We start from the raw sequence: 22,337 nt of genomic DNA on the forward strand, positions 1-22,337 counted from the left end.
CCTTCGAGGGGGGCTCTTCGGGGGCTCCGCGTTCTCGGGGGCCTGCGGCACTTGGGCAGGGTTCTCAGGGGTGAAGCGGCAGTTCGGTGGCGACGGTGAAACCGCCTTCCGGCCGCCGGTACGTCTGGAGTCGCCCGCCCACCGAACTGGCGCGCTCGCGCATGCCGATGACGCCGAAGCCGCTGCCCGGGGCCGGCGGCGCGGGAGCCTTGCTGCCGTCGTCGTCGATCGTGATCCGCACCTTGTCCTTGGAGTAGGAGACCAGTACGCGCGCCTCCTTCACGGCGGCGTGCTTGGTGACGTTGGTCAGCGCCTCCTGCACGATCCGGAAGGCGGTCAGGTCCACGCTCGGGGCAAGCGGTCGCGCCTCCCCCTCGGTGGCGACGGCGACGTCGAGCCCCGTGGAGGCGAACGCGGCGGTCAGTTCGGAGAGCCGGCCGAGTCCGGGGGACGGTTCCAGGGACGCGTCGGGATCGTTGGCCTGGCGCAACAGGCCGACGGTGGCCTTGAGTTCACGCAGCGCCGAGGACGTGGTGTCGGCGAGGTCGCCCAGGATCCGCCGTGTCTGGTCGGGGTGGCTGCGGGCGAGGTGCGCCGCGGTCCCGGCCAGGGCGTTGGCCAGCGCGAGGTGGTGGGCGACGACGTCGTGGAGGTCGCGCGCGATGCGCATGCGCTCCTCGGCGACCCGGTGCCGCGCCTCTTCGTCGCGGGTGCGCTCGGCGTGTTCGGCGCGCGCGTGGACGGCTTCCAGGTAGGCGCCGCGCAGCCGGGCCGTGGTGCCCCAGGCGACCGGCACCAGCAGCCAGAAGACGGGTCCGACCGTGCGGAAGAACAACGGGTGGTCGTAGTGGTCGGCGAGGACGGCCGTGGGTACCACCAGCGCCGAGACACCGAAGAGGCCGATGCGCGCGGTCGCCCGGCTGGTACGGATGGCCAGCCAGTACAGCGCGATCATCACCGGTCCGAGCAGCAGCGGTGTGATCAGATAGCCCGCCAGGGTGCCGGTGTTGACGCAGGCGGCGGTCACCGAGACGACCGTACGAGGGTGACTGCGCCGCCACCACAGAGCGGCGCAGGCGACTCCCTCCAGGAGGGCGGCCGGCCACCACTCGACCCGCTCGCCGGAGGGCTTCGAACTGCTCCATTCGCTGCCCACCACGGAGAGCGCGAAGACCGCCAGGACGACCGTCGCGTTCACGGCACGGGGATGGTCCTTGGCGAACCGCTGCCAGTCGGTGATCATCGAGAGGGTTTCCTGTCGGACGCGGTGACCACGGCGGGTGCGGCGATCCAGGCGGGTGACGTCGCCGACGAACGGCCCGGAGGGCCGCCCGTGTTCGGCACGGGTGGCCCTCCGGCACGCGGGGATGGTCAGATGCGGGCCGGTTTCCGTGTGGCCGGGTCGTCGTGCGCCGGGGGTGCCGGGGGGATCGTGGACTGCTGGGTGAGTGCTTCGCCCTCGACGTCGACCTTGGGCAGGATGCGGTCCAGCCAGTGGGGCATCCACCAGGCGGCTTTGCCGAGCAGGGCGAGGACGGCTGGTACGAAGGCCATGCGGACGATGAAGGCGTCGAACAGGACGGCGATCGCGAGGCCGAATCCGATCATCTTGATCATGGATTCGCTGGCTCCGATGAATCCGGAGAAGACGGCCATCATGATCAGTGCGGCGGCGACGACGACCCGGGCGCTGTGGCGGAAGCCGCTCTCGACGGCCTGGCGTGGGTTGTCGCCGTGGACGTAGGCCTCCCGCATCCGGGCGACGAGGAACACCTCGTAGTCCATCGCGAGGCCGAAGACGATGCCCACCAGGAAGATCGGCATCAGGCTCATGATCGGACCGGTGGTCTCCACGCCGAGGAGTGAGGCCAGCCAGCCCCACTGGAAGACGGCGACGACGGAGCCGAGGGCGGCGAGCACCGACAGGAGGAAGCCGGCGGCCGCCTTGACCGGGACCAGGACCGAGCGGAAGACCACCATCAGGAGCAGGATGGCCAGGCCGACGACCACGATCAGGTAGGGGATCAGGGCGTTCTGGGTTTTCTGGGCCATGTCGATGTTCAGGGCGGTGGTGCCGGTGACCTCGAAGCTCGCGCCGTGGGTCGAGGCCTCGGTGGCGGGGCGCTGGTTGCGGATGGTTTTGACGAGGTCCTGGGTCTTCTTGTCGGTGGGCGCGGTGGAGGGGACGGCGGTGAACATTGCGGTGTCGCCCGCGGGGTTGAAGCGGGCGGGGGAGACGGAGACGACTCCGTCGGTGGCTTTGATCTTCTTTTCGATGGTGGTGACGGCGGCCTTGGGGTTCGCGGCGGCCCTGGCGTCGACGACGATGGACAGGGGGCCGTTGAAGCCGGGGCCGAAGCCCTTGGCGAGGTCGTCGTAGGCGCGGCGCTCGGTGGTGGAGGTGGGTTTGGCCTCGTCTCCGGGCATGCCCAGCTGGAGGTCCATCACGGGTATGGCGAGGGCGCCCAGGCCCACGACCGATATCAGGAGCACCGGGAGGGGGCGGCGCAGGACGAAGCGTGCCCAGCGGCTGCCGCCGTTGTTCGTGCCGCCTTCTTTGATCCGGCCGCGCTTGCGGGCCTTGCGGGAGAGTACGGCGTTGGGCCAGAAGCCGAGGAGGGCCGGGACGAGTGTCAGTGCGATGAAGACGCCGATCATGACGGCTCCGGCGGCGGCGAGGCCCATCTTGGTGAGCATGGGGATGCCGATGACGGAGAGGCCGGCGAGGGCGATGACGACGGTGAGGCCGGCGAAGACGACGGCGGATCCGGCGGTTCCGGTGGCGAGGCCGGCGGCTTCCTGCGGGGTGTGGCCCTTGGCGCGTTCTTCGCGGTAGCGGGAGACGATGAAGACGGCGTAGTCGATGCCGCAGGCGAGGCCGAGCATGGTGGCGAGCGTGCCGGTGGTGGAGGACAGGCCGAACGCGCTGGACAGGGCCATGATCGCGGCCATCGAGACGCCCACACCGATGAGCGCGGTGAGCAGCGGCAGCCCGGCGGCGGTCATCGAGCCGAAGGTGATCAGCAGGACGAGCGCGGCGATGGCGATGCCGATCCCCTCGGCCGCTCCGCCCGCGGCGGGCTGGGTCGCCAGCGCGTCACCACCGGCCTCGACCGTCAGACCCGCGTGCTTGGCCTGCGCTATCGCGTCCTTCAGGTGGTTCTTGCTGGCGTCGGTGAGGTCGTCGGCCTTCACCTTGTAGGTGACGGTGGCGTACGCCGTCGTCGCGTCCTTGCTGATCGCGTTCGCCTGGAAGGGGCTGACCGCGCCGGCGACCTGCGAGCCGTCGGCCGCCTCGTCCACCAGCTTGTCGATGGCCTTCTTATTGCCGGCCGCGGTGATCTTCTGGCCGTCGGGGGCCACGAAGACGATCCGGGCGTTCGCCCCGTCGGCCTTCGCCCCGGGGAAGCGCTGCTCCATGAGGTCGAACGCCTTCTGGGACTCGATCCCCGGCATGGAGTTCGAAGCGTCGGGAGCGGCCGGAGCCTTGACCGCGCCGAAGCCGACAGCGCCGAGCACCGCCACCCAGATCAAGGCGACGTACCAACGCCGCCGGAAGGCCGTACGGCCCAGTCGATAAAGGAAAGTAGCCACGGGCTGAGGTCTCCACTCGTCCGATCTCGGGAACCCCATCAGGTTCCCCGTGGCAGACCCCTCCCGTCGTCGTGCACGTGCCGACATTTCCGACTACTGAGAACGCAGTACGCCGCTTGCGGATCATCCTCCTGACGTCTACCGCCGGCCGCGGAGAACCGCGACCGGCGGCGTACGTCAGGGGGCCTAGCCGTTGCTTGCCGGGGCCTTCAGGTGCAGATCCGTGCTGGACAGTGTCATCGGCGTGGCCGAGACGGCCCGCAGCCGGACGCGTACTCCGGCCTGGGGGAGGGTGAACCTGCCGGAGGGCGGCAGGAGCTCGTAGCTGGCCGAGGCGTGCCGGCCGAGTGTGGCGGGGCCGGACTTGATGGACCAGTAGCGGCCCATGCCCTGGCCCGTGGTCAGGGTGAAGTGCGGGCTGAGGGCCGTGTCGCCGAGGTTGGTGACGCTGACGGTGAGCGCGGTCACGGCCTTGGCGGTGGTGGTCCGGCTCTCGCCGACCAGCCGCATCCTCAGGGGCGGCGAGCCCGTCACCGCCAGGGTCGACGCGACCAGGGCGGGGACGATCAGCAGCACCCCCGTGGCGATGCGCGCCCGCTGTCGGTGCGGGCCGCGCAGGAAGGCGGGCCGCGGCTGCCACGCCGTGGTGAAGGCCGACGGCGGGGCGGTCACGGCAGCGGCCAGCCAGAGCGGCGTCATCATCAGGTAGTAGCCGTCCTGCGAACGCGTCGCGAGGAAGAACGCGCACCACGGCAGGACCACCGCGGCCGGTCCCAGCCGCCGCACGAACAACACGAAGAGCCCGAGCAGCCCCGCCGCCAGCAGCATGCTCGCGTGCGAGTACCAGGTCAGCCGGTCGCTGCCGTCGGTGAAGTACAGCGAGATGCCGACCAGGCCCTGGCCGTGCAGGTTCGCCTTCTGGGTGAGCGGGAGCGCGATCCCGGAGAGCCAGCTGCGTGGCTCGCTCACGATGAAGTACGCGTTGATCAGCAGCCAGGTCAGGGCGGCCACCCCCACGATCCGGCCCACGGCGGCCGTCGCCGCGCGCGCTCCGAGGTCGCCGCGGCGCAGGGCGTAGACCCCGGCCAGCAGGAACGGCATGAGGAACCACGGCAGCTGCTGCGAGGCGCAGGCCGCGCCCAGGCACGCCGCCCGCGCCCAGTCGCTCCATCCGCCGTAGCCCATCCGCGGCCAGCCCACCACCACCGGGATGAGGAAGGCGCAGGCGACGATCGCCGGATAGCCGAGCCGGGCGTACGCGGTCAGCAGACCGAGCCCGAGGCAGACCAGCGTGGCCGCCGACCGCCACTGCGTCGGCAGCATCCGCCACATCACGATCGTGCCCACGATCAGGGCGCCGGTGGCGGCCAGGACCGCGGGGGCGGCCCCGTGCCCGACCCACAGCAGCGGCGCGGTGAGCAGCAGGGGAAGCGGCGGATAGCCGTACGTGTAGTCGTAGCCGCCGGTCATCGTCGGGGTGAGGGCGACCCCGTGCTGCCCGAAGAGCCAGGGCCACGGCTGGTCGTAGACCTGGTGCCCGGCGACGAACTCACGGGCGGCCTGCGCGGTGAGGACCGACTCGTCACCGCCGCCGTGGTACATGGCGAACCCGCACACCGCGAGCGTCACGGCCGTCACCAGGATCACGAGGTCGAGGCGGGCCAGCGAGCGGGTCCGGCGCACGGTCAGCGTCAGGACGCCCGTCACCAGGATCGAGGCGTAGCAGACCGAGATCACCGCCGCGACGGCGAGCCGGTGGCTCGCGGCCGCCGTCCACATCGGACGCGTACCGATGAAGAGGCTGATGTCGGCGAGCAGGGTCAGCACGCGGTGCCACTGCGCGGGCGTCTCGTCGGGCGACGTCTTCGTGAGGGCCTTCTGGCCGGTGGTCGACGGCCTCATTTCTGCCAAGTACACGGGATTGGACGGTAATTCCCGCAGATGAAGGCCATGATGCCGGACGTGAAGAGTCCGGTATGAGGGTGGTAAGAAGAGGGTTTACGACCCATGTGGGTACGTGTTGTGCGGGAGCGTCTCATATAAGGGCGTCTCATGCTTTGACGGAACATACGGGGCGTCTCAGGCGTTGGAGAGGGACACCTCGGTGGACTTGATGAGCGCGACGACCGCCGATCCGGCCGCAAGGCCGAGCTCCGTCACCGCGTCCTTGGTGATCGCGGAGGTCAGCTCGCCGCCCGGGACCTCGACCTTGACGCGGGCCATGGCCCCGCCCGTGGAGACCTCCGTCACCGTGCCGGGGAACTGGTTGCGGATGCTCACCCCGTCGACCGGCGCGGTGGCCAGGGACACCTCCGTCGACTTGACCAGGGCACGGACCGTGGAGCCCGTGGTGAGACCCAGATCCTCGACCGCCTCCGCTGTGATGGCCGCGGTGAGGTCCTGACCACCGTCGAGGCGGACCTTGACCGTCGCCATCACCTCGCCCGGTGTGACGGAGGTGACGGTTCCGGGGAGCTGGTTGCGGATGCTCAGGCTCATGGGTACGCCTCAATGTGCGGTGCGGTGGGACAGCGAACGACGGATGCCGGTGCGCTGCGAATAGTCGAGTTTCGCCAATTATGTGCAACTCGCGGCTCTCGGTGGGCTCACCACACCCCGTGTCTCCCGTGTCTCAGTACACGTCTCGTACGTACCGCTTCTCCGCCGCCAGCTGTTTGACGTACGCGATGGCCTCCGTCTCGCCCAGACCGCCGTGCGCGACGGCGATGTCCCGCAGCGCCCGGTCGACGTCCTTGGCCATCCGCGAGGCGTCTCCGCACACATAGAAGCGGGCGCCGTCCTGGAGCCAGTGCCACAGCTCGGGCCCGTGCTCACGCATCCGGTCCTGGACGTAGACCTTGGCGCGCTGGTCGCGCGAGAACGCCGTGTCGAGCCGGGTGAGCGTGCCGTCGTCCAGCAGCCCGGTCAGCTCGTGCTCGTAGTAGAAGTCGGTGGCGCGGTGCTGCTCGCCGAAGAACAGCCAGTTCGGCGCCCGATGGCCGAGCGCCCGGCGCTCCTCGAGGAATCCGACGAACGGCGCGACTCCGGTACCGGGCCCCACCATCACCATGGGTGTCGTCGCGTCCGCCGGGGGCCTGAAGTGCGGCGACCGCTGCACGAAGACCGGGACCGCCGCCCCCTGCTCGGCGTCGGCGAGGAAGGGCGAACAGACCCCGCCCCTCGCCCGACCGCCCGGATTCTCGTACCGCACCACGGAGACGGTCAGCGAGACGAGGTTCGGGTCGACGAGCGGACTCGACGAGATCGAGTACAGCCGGGGCTGCAACCGCTTGAACACCTGGGCCCACTCCGCCGCCGACGCGCGCACCGGATGCTCGGCCACGACGTCCACGGCCTGCCGCCCCCACGACCAGCGCGCCAGCTCTCCCTTGTTGTCCGGACGCAGCAGCTTCCTCAACTCGCGCCCGTCGCGCGTACGTTCGCCGACGAAGCGCAGCAGATCCGGGGTGATTCGCGTGATGTCGAAATGCCGAAGCAGGGCCTCGTCGAAGGCGACCTCGCCAACGCTCGTCACCTCGACGGGGGTTGAGCCGTCGACCCCGACCGTCTCCAGCCATTCGGAAACCAGGCCGGGCGAGTTGACGGGCCGTACGCCGAGCGCGTCCCCCGCCTCGTACGGCAGCGGACTCTCGCTGTCCCGGGTGTCGAAGGTGAACCGGCGCACTTCCTTGCCGGCGCCGGGCAGGCTGAGCAGCCGGTTGCCGGTGAGGCGGGCGGTGGCCGCGGCCGGTGCGGGCCTGGCGGGCTTGGCGGTCCGGGGCGACTCGGACGCCCTGGATATCGCGGATGCCTCGGATGCCTCTGATGTCTCTGATGTGTCGGGTGTCCTGGGTGTCTCGGTCCGCCCGCCGAGCGCGGTGAGGATCAGCTCCAGCCAGGCGCCCGCGTTCGGCTCGTAGTCCGGTTCGCAGTCCGTACGGGGAGCCAGGCGTACGGCGCCCAACTCGTCCAGACGCGCGTCCAGCCGACGCCCGTGCCCGCAGAAGTCGTCGTACGAGGAGTCGCCGAACGCCAGCACGGCATAGCGCACGCCGTCCAGCCGCGGGGCCTCCTGCCCGGACAGGGTGTCCCACAGGCCGGACCCGTTGTCGGGCGCGTCACCGTCCCCGAAGGTGCTGGTGATGAAGAGCAGATCGGCGCTGCGGGCGAGCGCGCCGACGTCCGCCTCGTCCATGCCGACCAGTCGCGCCCGGTGCCCGGTGGCGGCGAGCCGCTCGGCGGTGGCCGTCGCGAACTCCTCCGCGGTGCCGGTCTGCGAGGCCCACAGCACCACCACCTCACGGCCCGCGGACTCCGGCACGGGAGCCGCCGGGGGCGCGGAGCGCGAGTACATCCCGGCGAGCACGCCGTTCACCCAGAGTGCGTGCTCGGGGTCGAAGGGGGCGTCCGGAGGGAGGACGGGCACGCCCGGGAGCCCGGAGGGGAGCCCGGCGAGAAAGCCGCTGAGGTACAGCCGCTCGACGGAGGAGAGCACGGGCGGTGGAGCGGGCTCCAGGCCGAAGCCTCCGGGCGCCGTCGCGACTCGGTCGGGCATCTTCGGTGCGTCGGGCGCCTTCGGCCCGTAGGGAGTCTCCGGCCCCCAGGGAGTCTCCGGCCCGTAGGGATTCTCCGCCCCGTCGTGCGTCTCCGGAAGAGCCCTTCGGGCGGCAACGCGCGCCAGCGACACCGCGCACACCTTGAACTCCGGCTGGAACGACACCGGATCCACCGCGTCGCTGGTCACCGCGTTGATGCTCAGGTACTCCCCGAACAGGTCGTTCCAGTGAAAGGGCGCGAACACGCACCCCACCCGCACCCGGTCCGTCACCACCGCCGGCAGCACGGCCCGCCCCCGTCGGGAGGCGACCTCCACCGAGTCCCCCTCCGCGATCCCGAGCGCGGCCGCGTCCTGCGGATGCAGCTCCACGAACGGCCCCGGATTGAGCTTGTTGAGCTTGGCCACCTTCCCCGTCTTGGTCAGCGTGTGCCACTGGTGCTGCAGGCGCCCGGTGTTGAGGACGAACGGAAAGTCGTCGTCGGGCATCTCGGCGGGCGGCAGATGGGGCCGCGCGTGGAAGACGGCCCGTCCGCTCGCGGTGGGAAACGACAGCTCACCGTCGCCCGCCGGGTCCACATACCTGATCGGGTTCCGCGCGGGCCCGTCCTCCCGCGCGACGGGCCACTGCACGGGTCCGCCCCGCAGCCGCTCGTAGGAGGCACCCCGCAGATCCCACCCGGTCTTCGGGTTCCACGCCTCCTTGATCTCCTCGAAGATCTGCTCGGCACTGTCGTACGAGAACTCCTTCTCGTACCCCATGGCGCGGGCGACGGCCGCGATGATCCGCCAGTCCGCCCGCGCCTCCCCGGGCGGGTCGATGACGGCCCGTGCCAGGGTCAGCGTCCGCTCGCTGTTGACCAGGACGCCCTCGGCCTCCGTCCACAGCGCGCCGGGGAGCACGACATCGGCGTACGCGTTGGTCTCGGTCTCGGCGAAGACGTCCTGGGTGACGACGAACTCGGCGGCTTCGAGCCCTTCGATGACGGTCCGGCGGTTGGCGACCGAGGCGACGGGGTTGGTGCAGATGATCCAGCAGGCCTTGATGTCCCCCTCGGCCATCTTCCGGAACATCTCGACGGTGCCCTGCCCCACCCCGTCCTTGCGGATGCTCCCGACCGGCAGCCCCCACAACTCCTCTACGAAGGCACGCTCCTCGTCCACCAGCACCGACCGCTGCCCGGGCAGCCCGGGACCCATGTACCCCATCTCTCGCCCGCCCATGGCGTTGGGCTGACCGGTGAGGGAGAACGGTCCGCTGCCGGGCCGGCAGATGGCGCCCGTGGCGAGATGGAGATTGACGAGCGCGTTGGTGTTCCAGGTGCCGTGCGTGGACTGGTTGAGCCCCATGGTCCAGCAGCTCGTCCACTCCCCGGCCTCACCGATCAGCCGCGCCGCCGCCCGGATGTCGTCCTCCGGGATGCCGGTGATGTCGGCCACGGTCGCGGGCGGATAGTCGGCGAGGAACGCGGGCATCGCCTCCCAGCCCTCGGTGTGCCGGGCGATGAAGTCCGGGTCCGTGTAGCCGCCTTCGTGCAGCAGGTGCAGCAGTCCGTTGAGCAGCGCGAGGTCGGTCCCGGGCCTGATCTGCAGAAACAGATCGGCCTTCGCCGCCGTCGCGGTGCGCCGCGGATCGACGACGATCAGTTTGGCCCCGGCCTTCACACGCTCCATGAGCCGCAGGAAGAGGATCGGATGGCAGTCGGCCATATTGGATCCGATGACGAGGAACACGTCCGCGCGGTCGAGATCGTCGTACGACCCCGGCGGTCCGTCGGCGCCGAGCGACAGCTTGTAGCCGGTGCCCGCGCTCGCCATGCACAGCCGTGAGTTCGACTCGATCTGGTTCGTCCCCACGAACCCCTTGGCCAGCTTGTTGGCGAGGTACTGCGCTTCGAGGGTCATCTGCCCGGAGACGTAGAAGGCGACGGCGTCCGGGCCGTGCTCGTCGATGATCGCGCGCAGGCGCCGGGCGGTCTCGGCGAGGGCCGCGTCGACGGGCACGGGCCGTGGCTCCTCGCCGCGGTCCTCGCGCACGAGCGCGGTGGTCAGCCGGCCGGGCGCGGCGAGCATGTCGGCCGTGGTCGCGCCCTTGGTGCACAGGCGGCCGGAGTTGGCGGGGTGCCGCTTGTCCCCGGACGCCTTCAGGACCGTACGCCGTCCGTCCGGTCCCCGGCCGATGTCGAGGACCATGCCGCAGCCCACACCGCAGTACGAGCAGACGGTCCGGACCTGCTCCGGGCGGGGGGTCGTGGTCATGCCGACGACAGTACGAATTGCCCGTTACGCGGATGTCACATGGTCTGATCTTGGGGGGTTACGCCCGCTGCACAACCGGCCGACGGGCGATGTGAGGGTGTCGCGGACCGTGTCGCTGTTGGGCCGAACGGGTGACCATGCGTAAGAATTGGCCGGTGCAGACAATGAGTGCGAGCCAGGACGGGGTGGGCCAGTGAACAGCCACGACGTCACCGACGAGCAGTGGGAAGGGCTCGCCCAGGTCGTTCCGCTCCGGGGCCGGGACGCCTGGCCCTCGGCGGTGAATCACCGGTCGATACCCGAGGCCGTGACCGAGGCGCGGCGCCGCTTCGTGGTCCTGCGGGTCAATGTGTTCGCGGACGCCCGCGACGTCGCCGAGACGCTGATGTCGGGCATCCCCGTCCTGCTCGACCTGACCAGCGCGGAGACCGAGGTCGCCAAGCGGGTGCTGGACTTCAGCACGGGGGTGGTCTTCGGTCTGGCGAGCGGCATGCACCGGGTCGACCGCAACGTGTTCCTGCTGACACCGCGCGGGACCGAGGTGCGAGGGCTGATGGAAGGGGCGGGGGTTCCTGGGATCTGATCAAGGGAGGGCGAGGGTTCCCGGGATCCGACCGGGGGAGCGCTGGGGTTCCTGGGATCTGGCCAGGGGCGACCAGGACCGGGCGCCGCGCGCGGGCGCGCGCCGGTCCCCCGATCGTGGGAAGGCCACCAGGCCGTAACGGTTCGCCTGCGGTCCACCCGGCAGGGGGCCCTTACCGTCCACATATGACCGTGTCATCTCTGGCGGCCCCCGCCCAGGCCGAGGCGCGCCCCGACCGGCCCGGCGCCACCGAACTCAGGCTCGCCGCCTTCGCCGCACACCGGCGCGCCCGGTTCCCGCTCGGCCCCCTCACCCTCTTCACCGGCCCCAGCGGCAGCGGCAAGACCGGCGCCCTGCGGGCGTACGAGGCACTGGCGCGGCTCGGCGGCGGCGCCGCGCTGGGTGAGGTGTTCCCGGACCCGGTCGCCTGTGTCCCCGAGCGGGCCAGGCCCGACGCCCAGCGACGGCGCGGCTTCCGCATCGGCTGCACGGTCGACGGCCCCGAAGGACCGGTACGGCTCGAGGTCGCCGTGCAGGCCGAGCCCGAACTGCGCATCGTCGGCGAGCGGTTGACCGCGGGCGGTGTGACCCTCCTGGAGACCGCGCTACGGGACCCCGGCCGCCGTGTCGTCCAGGCGGCCTGGCACACGGCGGGCTCGTCGCCGGTCACCCGGGGCCCGCTCCCCGACGACCGCCTCGGCACCGCGCTGCTGCCCCTGCGCGTCGCCGGCCGGACGGACGGCGAACGGCGGGTCCTCGCCGCGGCCGAGCAGATGGTCGTCGCCCTGCGGTCCGTGTACGCCTGCGACCCGAGCCCCCGACGGATGCGCGCCGCCACCCCGCTCGGCGCGGGGCGGCTGCTCCGGGGCTGCGACAACCTCGCCGAGGTGCTGTGGCGTACCCGATCGGAGTGCGGCCATCGCTACGCGCACCTGGTCACGGCGGTACGGGCCGGCTGCGCGGGCCCCGTCACGGACGTCCTGGCCGAGCCGCTCGGCGACGGCACGGTCCGTGCGCTCCTCGACCGCGGGGACGGTGTCCGTACGCACCTGGGGCTGCTCGGGGACGGCGAGTTGAGGTATCTGGCGCTGGCCCTGGTGCTGCTCACCGGGCCCGGCGTGCTGGAGGTCGACCCGGCGGGGGAGGTCCCGGCCGCGCTGCAGACGCTGACGGTGCTGGCCGACGGCCTCGACCGGGGGCTGGACGTGCGGCAGGCCGGGGAGTTGGTGCGGCTGGCGGCGCGGATGTGCGAGCGGGGGCACATCCGGCTGGTGGGTGCGGTGGGCGAGGCCGTCCCGGTGTGCGAGGAGCCGGGGGTCACGGTGGTAGACCTGACGCCGTGAGTGAACGTGAACTGGATGTGGCGAAGTTGCAGCGCAGGCTGGCCGAGTTCGCTGCCGCGCGGAACTGGCAGCAGTACCACACGCCGAAGAACCTGGTCGCCGCGCTCAGCGTGGAGGCGTCCGAGCTGGTCGAGATCTTCCAGTGGCTGACGCCCGAGGAGTCGGCGCGGATCATGGACGACGCGGACACCGCGCACCGTGTCACGGACGAGGTGGCGGACGTGCTGGCGTATCTGCTCCAGCTGTGCGAGGTGCTCGGCATCGACGCGCTGGCGGCGCTCGACGCGAAGATCGACCGGAACGAGCGGAGGTTTCCGGTGGGGGAGGGGGCGTAGGGGTGCGGTGCCGTCGCGGAGTGGCCGGGGTGAGGGTGCGCGGTGCCTCGCGGAGGGGCCGTGGTGAGGGTGCCGGGGAAGCAGTGGGTCCGGTTGTCACTCTCCGGATTCGTTGAGTTGTCCACATTCAACTCTGTGTCCACAGATTTCGGTCTTCCTCTGGCTTTTCGGCTCACGGGCTCTCACTCTGGGTAGTGGACAGGGGAGTTCGGGCGGACGTGCGACGAGCGCGTCGGGACAGACGGGGGCAGCGCATGGACGCGGTGCGGCTCATCGGGGCGAGCAGACGCGCCCTCGCGGGGAGCGGGGACACGATCGAGGTGGTGGCGGAGGCGTGGCAGGCGCAGGCCCTGGCGCAGGCCATAGGGAGTCGTTTCGCCGTCTCGGGGCCGCCGGAACTGCGGGGCGAGGCGCTTGGACTGACGGAGCTGGCGGGCCGGGGCTGCGGTGTGCTGAACGCGCCGCCCCTCGACATGGCCGACCTGCGCGCCGCTCAGCTCACCGAGTTGGGTGATGCGCGAGAGTCCCTGCTGTGTCTCGGGGGTCTCCTCGGCGAGGTCGGTATCGCCCTCGTCGGTATCGCCTGCGCGGCGGACGATCAGGGGACGTACTGGCAGTGCATGGAGGCGATCGACGCGGCGGACGAGTCCCGGGACCGGGTCCTGGAGATGCTGAGACGGTTGGCGGCGCGGGATCAGGGGGTGGTGGAGCGGGGGCGGGCGACCGGGTAGACGGGGCCTTCCCGCGCCCCGCCGCCCCTACCCGTCCCATCCTCCTGGGGCTCCGCCCCAGACCCCGAGGGGTGGTGTTCCGGCTGCGGGTCGGTGGGGGCTGGCCGCGCAGTTCCCCGCGCCCCTGAAAGCCTCGCCCGTCCGGCGTTTGAGGACGAGGCCGTTCAGGCTCCGCCCGAGCCCAACGATCACCACCGACCCGGGTCACTGCCACGAACCCGCGCCGCACGAGGAGTTGACGGATTGCACCCGCCGGGGGTCCGAGGAACGCGACCTCAGCCCAGCTGCGGCATGACCTCCGCGGCGATCAACTCCAGGTGGTCCAGGTCATCGAGGTCCAGCATCTGCATGTACATCCGCTGCGACCCGACGGCCTGATACTGGGCGATCCTCTCGACGACCTCCGCCGGAGAGCCCGCGAGCCCGTTCGCCTTGAGCTCGTCGACATCCCGCCCGATGGCGTCCGCGCGCCGCTTCACCTCGCTGTCGTTCCTGCCGACACAGGCGACGAGCGCGTTCGAGTACACGAGGTCGTCACCCTTGCGCCCGGCCCGCTCGGCCGCCGCCCGCACCCGCTGGAACTGCTGCTCCGTGTCCGCGAGGGAGGCGAAGGGGATGTTGAACTCGTCGGCGTAGCGCGCCGTCAGCTCGGGCGTGCGCTTGGCACCGTGGCCGCCGATCAGGACCGGCACCTTGGGCTGCGCGGGCTTGGGAAGCGCGGGGGAGTCCTTGAGCTGGTAGTACTTGCCCTCGTAGTCGAACCGTTCACCGACGGGCGTCTCCCACAGGCCCGTGACGATGGCGAGTTGCTCCTCCAGCCGTCCGAACTTCTCCTTGGGGAACGGAATCCCGTACGCCTCGTGCTCGGCCTCGTACCAACCGGAGCCCAGACCGAGTTCCACCCGCCCGCCCGACATCTGGTCGACCTGCGCGACCTGGATGGCGAGGACGCCGGGGAGGCGGAAGGTACCGGCCGTCATGAGCGTGCCGAGTCGGATCCGGCTCGTCTCACGGGCGAGGCCGGCCAGCGTGATCCAGGCGTCGGTGGGTCCGGGAAGCCCGTCGACGGATCCCATGTGCAGGTAGTGGTCAGATCGGAAGAAGGCTCCGTAGTTGAGGTCTTCGGCGGCCTTGGCGACGCGGAGCAGCGTCTCGTAGGTCGCTCCCTGCTGCGGTTCTGTGAAGACTCGAAGATCCATGCATCCATCATGCACCGGTCACATCAGCCACCCCGGCTGGAACCGCTGCCACGGGGCTCGGCGGGAAAATTCCCGGGTCCGCCAGGGGCGTTCGCTATACGTTGGGGCGTGCGCGCCGACGACAGGCCGGGAGCAGTGATCCCCCGGCGCGCTCTCCCCCCGCTGTGATTCACCGGCGCTCGGCGCAGGTGAGGTATGCACAGCTCAGAAGACGTTTCGAGGCAGATTCCAGTGTTCCTGACGATCAGTACCACCGGTACCCCGGAGCGCCCCGCCACCGACCTCGGCTTCCTGCTGCACAAGCATCCCGACAAGGCGCAGGCGTTCTCGACCTCCTACGGCACGGCGCACGTCCTCTACCCCGAGGCGTCCGTCGAGCGGTGCACGGCCGCACTGTTGCTGGAGGTCGACGCGGTGGCGCTGGTCCGGCGCGGCAAGGGCAAGGGCCGCGGCGGAGCCCCCGACGCCGCGCTCGCGCAGTACGTCAACGACCGCCCGTACGCCGCGTCGTCCCTGCTCGCCGTGGCGCTGAGCGCGGTGTTCTCCAGCGCGATGAAGGGCCAGTGCGCCGCGAAGCCGGATCTGCCGGCGCGGCCGCTGCCGCTCCGGATCGAGGTGCCCGCGCTTCCCGCCAGGGGCGGCGCCGACCTCGTACGCAAGCTGTTCGAGCCGCTCGGGTGGACGGTGGTGGTCGAGGCCGTGGCGCTGGACGTCGAGTTCCCCGAATGGGGCGACTCCCGCTACGTACGCCTGGAGCTGGAGGCGTCTGGTCTGACCGTCGCCGAAGCCCTGCGCCACCTCTACGTCCTGCTTCCGGTGCTCGACGACGCCAAGCACTACTGGGTGTCGTCCGACGAGGTCGACAAGCTGCTGCGGGCGGGCGAGGGCTGGCTGTCGGACCACCCCGAGCAGAAGCTGATCGCCGACCGGTACCTCTCGCGCCGCTGGTCGCTGACGCGGGAGGCGATGGAGCGGCTGGAGCTCGTACGGCTCGCCGAGACCGACGACACCGAGGTCGAGGAGATCGACAACGCGGTCGACGAGGAGGCGGACACGGAGGAGAAGCCGATCCCGCTCGCTGTCCAGCGCCGGGACGCGATCCTCGCGGCGCTGCACGCGTCGGGCGCGGCCCGCGTGCTCGACCTCGGCTGCGGTCAGGGGCAGCTGGTGCAGGCGTTGCTCAAGGACGTCCGGTTCACCGAGATCGTCGGTGTCGATGTGTCGATACGCGCGCTCACCGTCGCCTCGCGGCGGCTCAAGCTGGACCGGATGGGCGAGCGGCAGGCCGCGCGCGTGCGGCTCTTCCAGGGCTCGCTCGCGTACACCGACAACCGCCTCAAGGGGTACGACGCCGCCGTGCTCAGCGAGGTCGTCGAGCACCTCGACCTGCCCCGGCTGCCCGCCCTGGAGTACGCCGTCTTCGGCTCGGCCCGCCCCCGTACGGTCCTGGTGACGACGCCGAACGTCGAGTACAACGTCCGCTGGGAGACCCTCCCGGCCGGCCACTCCCGCCATGGCGACCACCGCTTCGAGTGGACCCGGGAGGAGTTCCGGGCCTGGGCCCACCAGGTGGCGGGGCGGCACGGATACGAGGTGGAGTTCACGCCCGTCGGCCCCGACGACCCGGAGGTCGGTCCGCCGACCCAGATGGCCGTCTTCACCCTCGCCACCACCACCGCCACCCCGACCACCACGAAGGAGGAGAAGGCCGCATGACCGGCAACGACACCACCCAGGGGCGCACCCTGCCCGTCACCGACCTCTCCCTCGTCGTCCTGATCGGCGCGTCCGGCTCCGGCAAGTCCACCTTCGCCCGCCGGCACTTCAAGCCGACCGAGGTCATCTCCAGCGACTTCTGCCGCGGCCTGGTCGCCGACGACGAGAACGACCAGAGCGCCAGCGGCGACGCCTTCGACGTCCTCCACTACATCGCGGGCAAGCGGCTCGCGGCCGGCCGGCGCACCGTCGTGGACGCCACGAACGTCCAGCAGGAGAGCCGCCGCCAGCTGATCGAAATCGCCAAGAAGCACGACGTGCTGCCCATCGCGATCGTGCTCGACGTGCCGGAGGAGGTGTGCGCCGAACGCAACGCCTCCCGCACCGACCGCGCCGACATGCCGCGCCGTGTCATCCAGCGCCACATCCGCGAACTCCGCCGGTCCCTAAGGCACTTGGAGCGCGAGGGCTTCCGCAAGGTGCACGTCCTGCGCGGCGTGGCGGAGATCGAGAGCGCCGAGGTGCGGACGGAGAAGCGGTTCAACGACCTGACCCACCTCACCGGCCCCTTCGACATCATCGGCGACATCCACGGCTGCGCCTCGGAGCTGGAGACCCTGCTCGGCAAGCTCGGTTACGTCGACGGCGCGCACCCTCAGGGCCGTACGGCCGTCTTCGTCGGCGACCTCGTCGACCGCGGCCCGGACACGCCCGGAGTTCTGCGCCGCGTGATGTCCATGGTCGCGGCCGGCGACGCGCTGTGCGTGCCGGGCAACCACGAGAACAAGCTCGGCCGCTACCTCAAGGGCCGCAAGGTCCAGCACTCCCACGGACTGGCCGAGACCATCGAGCAGCTGGACGGCGAGAGCGAGGAGTTCCGCGCGCGGGTCCGGGAGTTCGTCGACGGGCTGGTCAGCCACTACGTCCTGGACGGCGGGCGGCTCGTCGTCTGCCACGCCGGACTGCCCGAGAAGTACCACGGCCGTACGTCGGGCCGGGTGCGCTCGCACGCGCTGTACGGCGACACGACCGGGGAGACGGACGAGTTCGGCCTGCCGGTGCGCTATCCGTGGGCGGAGGACTACCGGGGCCGGGCGGCCGTCGTCTACGGTCACACCCCGGTCCCCACGGCCACCTGGCTGAACAACACCATCTGCCTCGACACCGGTGCCGTGTTCGGCGGCAAGCTCACCGCGCTGCGCTGGCCGGAGCGCGAGCTCGTCGACGTACCGGCCGAGCGGGTCTGGTACGAGCCGACGAAGCCGCTGGCCTCCGAGGCTCCCGGCGGACACGAGGGGCGGCCGCTCGACCTCGCCGACGTGCACGGGCGGCGGGTCGTCGAGACGCGGTACGCCGGGCGGGTGTCGGTACGGGAGGAGAACGCGGCGGCGGCCCTCGAGGTGATGAGCCGGTTCGCGGTCGACCCGCGCCTGCTGCCCTACCTTCCGCCGACGATGGCGCCCACGGCGACCTCCCAGGTGGAGGGCTACCTCGAACACCCCGCCGAGGCCTTCGCCCAGTACAAGGAGGACGGCGTCGCCCGCGTCGTGTGCGAGGAGAAGCACATGGGGTCGCGGGCGGTGGCGCTGGTCTGCCGGGACGCGGGGGTGGCGCGGGAGCGGTTCGGCGTCGCGGAGGGGCCCACGGGGGCGCTGTACACCCGTACCGGCCGGCCCTTCTTCACCGACTCCGCCGTCACCGAGGAGATCCTCGGGCGACTGCGGGGCGCGGTGACGGCGGCCGGTCTGTGGGAGGAACTGCGTACGGACTGGCTGCTGCTCGACGCCGAGCTGATGCCGTGGTCGCTCAAGGCGTCCGGGTTGCTGCGCAGCCAGTACGCGGCGGTCGGCGCCGCGGCCGGGGCGGCGTTCCCGGGGGTGCTGGCCGCGCTCGAAGGGGCCGCGGAGCGTGGGGTCGACGCCCGGGAGCTGCTCGGCAAGCAGCGGGAGCGGGCCGCCGACGCGGCGGCGTTCACCGAGGCGTACCGGCGCTACTGCTGGCCGACGGAGGGGCTGGAGGGCGTGCGGCTCGCTCCCTTCCAGATCCTCGCCGTCCAGGGCCGCAGTCTCGCCGCGGTGCCGCACGACGAGCAGCTCGCGCTCATCGACCGGCTGGTCGAGCACGACGGGAGTGGGCTGCTGCAGACGACTCGGCGGTTGTTCGTGGACACCGGGGACGCGGAGTCCGTGCGGGGCGGGGTGGACTGGTGGCTGGAGATGACCGGGCGTGGGGGCGAGGGCATGGTCGTCAAGCCGGTCGGGGCGGTGGTGCGGAGCGGGCAGGGGCGTCTTGTCCAGCCCGGCATCAAGTGCCGGGGCCGTGAGTATCTGCGGATCATCTACGGTCCTGAGTACACGCGTCCTGAGAACCTCGCCCGGCTGCGGGGGCGTTTCCTGAACCACAAGCGGTCGCTTGCGCTGCGGGAGTACGCGCTCGGGCTGGAGGCGTTGGATCGGCTGGCGGAGGGGGAGCCGTTGTGGCGGGTGCATGAGGCGGTGTTCGGGGTGCTGGCGCTGGAGTCGGAGCCGGTGGACCCACGCCTGTAGGCGTTCTTCGGCTGCGGGGTGGTGGGGGCTGGTCGCGCAGTTCCCCGCGCCCCTGAGAGATTCAGCCCACCAGGCGCAGCCTCACCCCCGCCACCCCCACCCGTACCGTCTGTCCCCACACCAGCTCCACCGCGTCGCTCTCCATGCCGTCTCCGAAGGCGATGAGGCGGTCGGACTCGACGGTGAGGGAGAGGTGGGCGGAGGCGGTGAGGGAGCCGGCGACGAGGGACGTGCCGGTGGCCGGCGACGGCCAGGCCTCGCGGACGAACCAGAGAAGGCGTTCCTCCGCGGGGCCGGGCAGCGGCAGCTCACCGCCCCGCTCCTGCCACACCGAGCGGAGCCACCCGGTGGCGCCCGTCCCGGTACCCACCAGGACCCCGGAGGAGGCCTGGGGCTCGACGGCACCCCCGTACTCGTCGAGCCCCAGCCGATAGCGGGCCGTCTGATGGCTCGCAGTTCCGAGATAGATCTCGTTGAGGGCGACCAGCCGCTGCGTGTCGTCCGCGACCGCCTCGACCATGGTCAGCTCGTCGGCCCGGCCCCCGCGCGCCGAGGCGAGCAGCGCGCCCGCGTCGCGCGGCCGGTGCCGCACGAGCACCCCCGGGTTCCGTCCGGGGTCGGTGTCGATCCCCACCACCGGCTGTCCGGTCAGGTACTTGGCGACGTTCGCCACCAGCCCGTCCTGCCCGACCACGACCACCACGTCCTCCGGGGCGAAGAGGAAGCGGTCCAAGTCGCGCCGCTCGACCCGCGCCTGACGCCAGGTCAGTGGAACAGACGCGACCACCTCCGCCAGCGCCTCCCGCGCCCGCCGGTGCCGCTCGGCCACCTCCTCGATGTCGCGCCCCCGGGAGGAGAGGAAGAACGCCGCCTGCCCGTGCGTCCCGTGCCGGGCCACCAACTCCTCGTACTCCGTGGTGCGATGGACGAGGACGACCCGGGGCGCGAGGCTCACTGCTCCGGCCGCCCGACGGCCCCGTTGCCCAGCCGTGCGAGCAGGCCCGTCAGGACGTCCGGCGACACCGTCAGACTGTCGATGCGCGGCAGGTTCTCCGCGAGCCGCGTGCCCGTCAGGGCGTGCAGGGTGGCGACGTCCACGTCTCCGTGGACCCGCAGCCAGGCGGCCTGCGCCGCGGCCCGCGCCTCGCCGACCTCCCGCGCGGCCGTGGCCTCGGCCTTGGCGAGCTGTACCACTCGGCTGCCCTCCGCCTCCGCGAGCCGCACGGTCCGCGCCGCCTCCGCCCCGGCCCGCACCGCGTCCGCCGCCGCGTGCTCCTCCGCCTCGCGCCGCGCGTTGGTGCCGCGCTGGTCGACCAACTGCTCCTCGCGCCGGGCGAGTTCGATCTGGCTGGCGAGCTCGTTCTCGGCGATCGCCCGCTCGCGTTCGACGGCGACGGCCCGGCGTTCGTACGTCGCCTTGTCCGCCTCCTGCTGGATCTGCTCGCGGGCCGGAGTGCGCAGCGCCCGCTCCACCTCGGGTTCCGGGCGCAGTGCGACGACCCGTACGGCCACCACCTCGATTCCCGTCGCGGGCAGCCGGGGTTCGGCGCCGAGCCCGCCCGCGATCCGCTCCCGTACCGACGCGACGCCGTCCACCAGGGCCGCCGCCAGCGTCGTACGGGCCAGTACGTCCAGCGCGTGCTGCTGGGCCGTCTCGGTCAGCAGCGAGCCCAGCTGTTCGAGGGGCGCGCCGCGCCAGGAGCCGGTGTCGGGGTCGATGGAGAAGTCGAGCCGCGTGGCCGCGACCCCCGGATCGACGATCCGGTAGGTGACGGTCGCCTGCACCGCGACGTCCTGGAAGTCGGACGTACGGGCGTGGAAGGTCATCGCCAACTCGCGGTCGTCGACCGGGACTTCGGAGAGCGTGGCGGTCAGGGAGCGGTACCAGAAGCTGAGTCCGGGACCGTCGTGCGCCAACCGGCCCGACCGGTGGTGCCGGACATGGGCGGTGGGCGCCCCGCGCAGATGGCGCCAGCCGAGACGCCGGGTGATGTCGGCCATGGGTACCCCCTCGCCGCCGGGCGATCCCGGCGACCCGCTGTGATGCGCTTTTGTCGTCGCAGTGACGATAACGAAGGGGTGCCCTTATCGTCAAGGGGACGAAATCAACTCGTCCGTCTCCCGTCGATCCACGGGTGAACAGGCGTCCGGATGGTCAGGATGGAGGCATGGGATTCCATGTCGACTCCGAGGCCGGGCGGCTGCGCCGCGTCATCCTGCACAGACCCGACCTCGAGCTCAAGAGGCTCACCCCCAGCAACAAGGACGCCCTGCTCTTCGACGACGTGCTGTGGGTGCGCCGGGCCCGGGCGGAGCACGACGGGTTCGCGGACGTGTTGCGCGACCGCGGGGTCACCGTCCATCTCTTCGGCGACCTGCTCACCGAAGCGCTGGAAATCCCAGTGGCCAGATCGCTCGTCCTGGACCGGGTCTTCGACGAGAAGGAGTACGGGCCGCTCGCCACCGACCACCTCCGGGCGGCCTTCGAGACCCTGCCCGCCCCGGAACTGGCGGCCGCGCTGGTCGGCGGGATGACCAAACGGGAGTTCCTGGACGCGCACCCGGAGCCGACCTCCGTGCGCTTTCATGTCATGGACCTGGACGACTTCCTCCTCGGCCCGCTCCCCAATCACCTCTTCACCCGGGACACCTCCGCCTGGATCTACGACGGGGTCTCCATCAACGCCATGCGCTGGCCCGCGCGACAGCGGGAGACCGTGCACTTCGAGGCGATCTACCGGCACCATCCGCTCTTCCGCGACGAGCACTTCAACCTCTGGTCGGAGGGGCAGGCGGACTACCCGTCCACCATCGAGGGCGGTGACGTGCTCGTCATCGGCAACGGCGCGGTGCTCATCGGCATGAGTGAGCGGACGACGCCGCAGGCCGTCGAGATGCTCGCGCACAAGCTGTTCGCCGCCGGGTCGGCCCGTACGATCGTGGCGCTCGACATGCCCAAGCGGCGGGCCCTCATGCACCTCGACACCGTGATGACGATGGTCGACGGCGACACCTTCACCCAGTACGCGGGGCTCGGCATGCTCCGCTCGTACACCATCGAACCGGGCTCGGGGGACAAGGAGCTGAAGGTCACCGACCATCCGCCGGAGCACATGCACCGGGCGATCGCGGCGGCGCTGGGGTTGAGCGAGATCCGGGTGCTGACCGCGACGCAGGATGTGCACGCGGCGGAGCGGGAGCAGTGGGACGACGGGTGCAATGTCCTCGCGGTGGAGCCTGGGGTCGTCGTCGCGTATGAGCGGAACGTGACCACCAATACGCATCTGCGGAAGCAGGGGATTGAAGTGATCGAGATTCCGGGGAGTGAGCTGGGGAGGGGGCGGGGTGGACCTCGGTGTATGAGCTGTCCGGTGGAAAGGGCGGCGGTGGGGGTGTGATCTCGGGTGCGGATCCAGGTCCCGTATAGAAATGTGGAGTATCGTATAGACTTCCACTCGCCCTTTTGTTCGTCCCTG

Annotated in this window: 15 protein-coding genes; 7 read left to right on the forward strand and 8 right to left on the reverse strand. The window is 71.2% G+C overall.

The annotated features are described in order from the left end of the window. Positions 1–64: 64 nt before the first annotated feature. The 5 genes from FNV62_RS37425 to FNV62_RS37445 all read right to left on the reverse strand — a co-directional run bounded on the left by FNV62_RS37425 (position 65) and on the right by FNV62_RS37445 (position 10,408). Positions 65–1,243, reverse strand: coding sequence for a sensor histidine kinase (locus FNV62_RS37425; RefSeq protein ID WP_143628417.1), 1,179 nt, complete (start codon positions 1,241–1,243; stop codon positions 65–67). A 128-nt stretch (positions 1,244–1,371) separates the two neighbouring features. Continuing rightward, entirely contained in the window at positions 1,372–3,594 is a 2,223-nt protein-coding gene (locus FNV62_RS37430; protein WP_164331824.1) for an MMPL family transporter, read from the reverse strand. A gap of 186 nt (positions 3,595–3,780) precedes the next feature. After that, entirely contained in the window at positions 3,781–5,496 is a 1,716-nt protein-coding gene (locus FNV62_RS37435) for a hypothetical protein (protein ID WP_097286554.1), read from the reverse strand. Positions 5,497–5,673: 177 nt separating this feature from the next. After that, positions 5,674–6,093: a TOBE domain-containing protein gene (locus tag FNV62_RS37440; RefSeq protein ID WP_060896418.1), complete on the reverse strand. Its 420-nt coding sequence runs from the start codon at positions 6,091–6,093 to the stop codon at positions 5,674–5,676. Between the two features lie 133 nt (positions 6,094–6,226). Beyond that, entirely contained in the window at positions 6,227–10,408 is a 4,182-nt protein-coding gene (locus FNV62_RS37445; RefSeq protein WP_143628420.1) for a bifunctional nitrate reductase/sulfite reductase flavoprotein subunit alpha, read from the reverse strand. Positions 10,409–10,601: 193 nt separating this feature from the next. Between FNV62_RS37445 and FNV62_RS37450 the strand changes: the two genes are divergently transcribed. The 4 genes from FNV62_RS37450 to FNV62_RS37465 all read left to right on the forward strand — a co-directional run bounded on the left by FNV62_RS37450 (position 10,602) and on the right by FNV62_RS37465 (position 13,400). Continuing rightward, positions 10,602–10,991, forward strand: coding sequence for a cell division protein SepF (locus tag FNV62_RS37450; RefSeq protein ID WP_054234050.1), 390 nt, complete (start codon positions 10,602–10,604; stop codon positions 10,989–10,991). A gap of 185 nt (positions 10,992–11,176) precedes the next feature. After that, the gene (locus tag FNV62_RS37455; RefSeq protein WP_143603164.1) at positions 11,177–12,334 is read left to right on the forward strand and encodes an ATP-binding protein; all 1,158 of its coding nucleotides are present in this window, start codon (positions 11,177–11,179) and stop codon (positions 12,332–12,334) included. Then, the gene (locus FNV62_RS37460) at positions 12,331–12,669 is read left to right on the forward strand and encodes a nucleotide pyrophosphohydrolase (RefSeq protein ID WP_060901095.1); all 339 of its coding nucleotides are present in this window, start codon (positions 12,331–12,333) and stop codon (positions 12,667–12,669) included. Before FNV62_RS37455 ends, FNV62_RS37460 begins: the two co-directional genes overlap by 4 nt. A 254-nt stretch (positions 12,670–12,923) precedes the next feature. Beyond that, positions 12,924–13,400 (forward strand): DUF6099 family protein, encoded by a 477-nt coding sequence (locus FNV62_RS37465; protein ID WP_054234047.1) that lies wholly within the window; start codon positions 12,924–12,926, stop codon positions 13,398–13,400. 275 nt (positions 13,401–13,675) lie between these two features. Here the strand turns inward: FNV62_RS37465 and FNV62_RS37470 are convergent, their stop codons facing one another. Continuing rightward, the gene (locus FNV62_RS37470) at positions 13,676–14,599 is read right to left on the reverse strand and encodes an LLM class F420-dependent oxidoreductase (protein ID WP_097286557.1); all 924 of its coding nucleotides are present in this window, start codon (positions 14,597–14,599) and stop codon (positions 13,676–13,678) included. A gap of 231 nt (positions 14,600–14,830) precedes the next feature. On the opposite strand from FNV62_RS37470, the gene FNV62_RS37475 reads away from it, so the two are divergent. Together FNV62_RS37475 and FNV62_RS37480 are read left to right on the forward strand one after the other, a co-directional pair. Continuing rightward, entirely contained in the window at positions 14,831–16,315 is a 1,485-nt protein-coding gene (locus tag FNV62_RS37475; protein ID WP_097286558.1) for a 3' terminal RNA ribose 2'-O-methyltransferase Hen1, read from the forward strand. Continuing rightward, a complete protein-coding gene (locus FNV62_RS37480; RefSeq protein ID WP_143603166.1) occupies positions 16,312–18,861 on the forward strand; it encodes a polynucleotide kinase-phosphatase in 2,550 nt (849 codons plus the stop codon). The genes FNV62_RS37475 and FNV62_RS37480 overlap by 4 nt, the downstream gene beginning before the upstream one ends. 61 nt (positions 18,862–18,922) lie before the next feature. On the opposite strand, the gene FNV62_RS37485 is transcribed toward FNV62_RS37480, so the two are convergent. Together FNV62_RS37485 and FNV62_RS37490 are read right to left on the reverse strand one after the other, a co-directional pair. Next, positions 18,923–19,816 carry an NAD(+)/NADH kinase gene (locus tag FNV62_RS37485; RefSeq protein WP_143628422.1) on the reverse strand — a complete coding sequence of 298 codons (894 nt, stop codon included), beginning with the start codon at positions 19,814–19,816 and terminating at the stop codon, positions 18,923–18,925. After that, complete coding sequence (locus tag FNV62_RS37490; RefSeq protein ID WP_097286561.1) at positions 19,813–20,862, reverse strand: SPFH domain-containing protein; 1,050 nt, start codon at positions 20,860–20,862, stop codon at positions 19,813–19,815. Before FNV62_RS37490 ends, FNV62_RS37485 begins: the two co-directional genes overlap by 4 nt. Positions 20,863–21,029: 167 nt before the next feature. On the opposite strand from FNV62_RS37490, the gene FNV62_RS37495 reads away from it, so the two are divergent. Continuing rightward, positions 21,030–22,259 (forward strand): arginine deiminase, encoded by a 1,230-nt coding sequence (locus tag FNV62_RS37495; protein ID WP_054234041.1) that lies wholly within the window; start codon positions 21,030–21,032, stop codon positions 22,257–22,259. The last annotated feature ends 78 nt before the right edge of the window (positions 22,260–22,337 follow it).

Origin of the sequence: Streptomyces sp. RLB3-17, assembly GCF_007113425.2 — a bacterium.
Classification (GTDB): Bacteria; Actinomycetota; Actinomycetes; order Streptomycetales; family Streptomycetaceae; genus Streptomyces; species Streptomyces mirabilis_D.

What these genes read in the sequence shown, in the direction of transcription:
- FNV62_RS37440 (WP_060896418.1), bottom strand. Translation starts at nt 6,093, where the DNA reads ATGAGCCTGAGCATCCGCAACCAGCTCCCCGGAACCGTCACCTCCGTC.
- FNV62_RS37445 (WP_143628420.1), bottom strand. Translation starts at nt 10,408, where the DNA reads ATGACCACGACCCCCCGCCCGGAGCAGGTCCGGACCGTCTGCTCGTAC.
- FNV62_RS37495 (WP_054234041.1), top strand. Translation starts at nt 21,030, where the DNA reads ATGGGATTCCATGTCGACTCCGAGGCCGGGCGGCTGCGCCGCGTCATC.
- FNV62_RS37465 (WP_054234047.1), top strand. Translation starts at nt 12,924, where the DNA reads ATGGACGCGGTGCGGCTCATCGGGGCGAGCAGACGCGCCCTCGCGGGG.
- FNV62_RS37480 (WP_143603166.1), top strand. Translation starts at nt 16,312, where the DNA reads ATGACCGGCAACGACACCACCCAGGGGCGCACCCTGCCCGTCACCGAC.
- FNV62_RS37425 (WP_143628417.1), bottom strand. Translation starts at nt 1,243, where the DNA reads ATGATCACCGACTGGCAGCGGTTCGCCAAGGACCATCCCCGTGCCGTG.
- FNV62_RS37455 (WP_143603164.1), top strand. Translation starts at nt 11,177, where the DNA reads ATGACCGTGTCATCTCTGGCGGCCCCCGCCCAGGCCGAGGCGCGCCCC.
- FNV62_RS37470 (WP_097286557.1), bottom strand. Translation starts at nt 14,599, where the DNA reads ATGGATCTTCGAGTCTTCACAGAACCGCAGCAGGGAGCGACCTACGAG.
- FNV62_RS37490 (WP_097286561.1), bottom strand. Translation starts at nt 20,862, where the DNA reads ATGGCCGACATCACCCGGCGTCTCGGCTGGCGCCATCTGCGCGGGGCG.
- FNV62_RS37435 (WP_097286554.1), bottom strand. Translation starts at nt 5,496, where the DNA reads ATGAGGCCGTCGACCACCGGCCAGAAGGCCCTCACGAAGACGTCGCCC.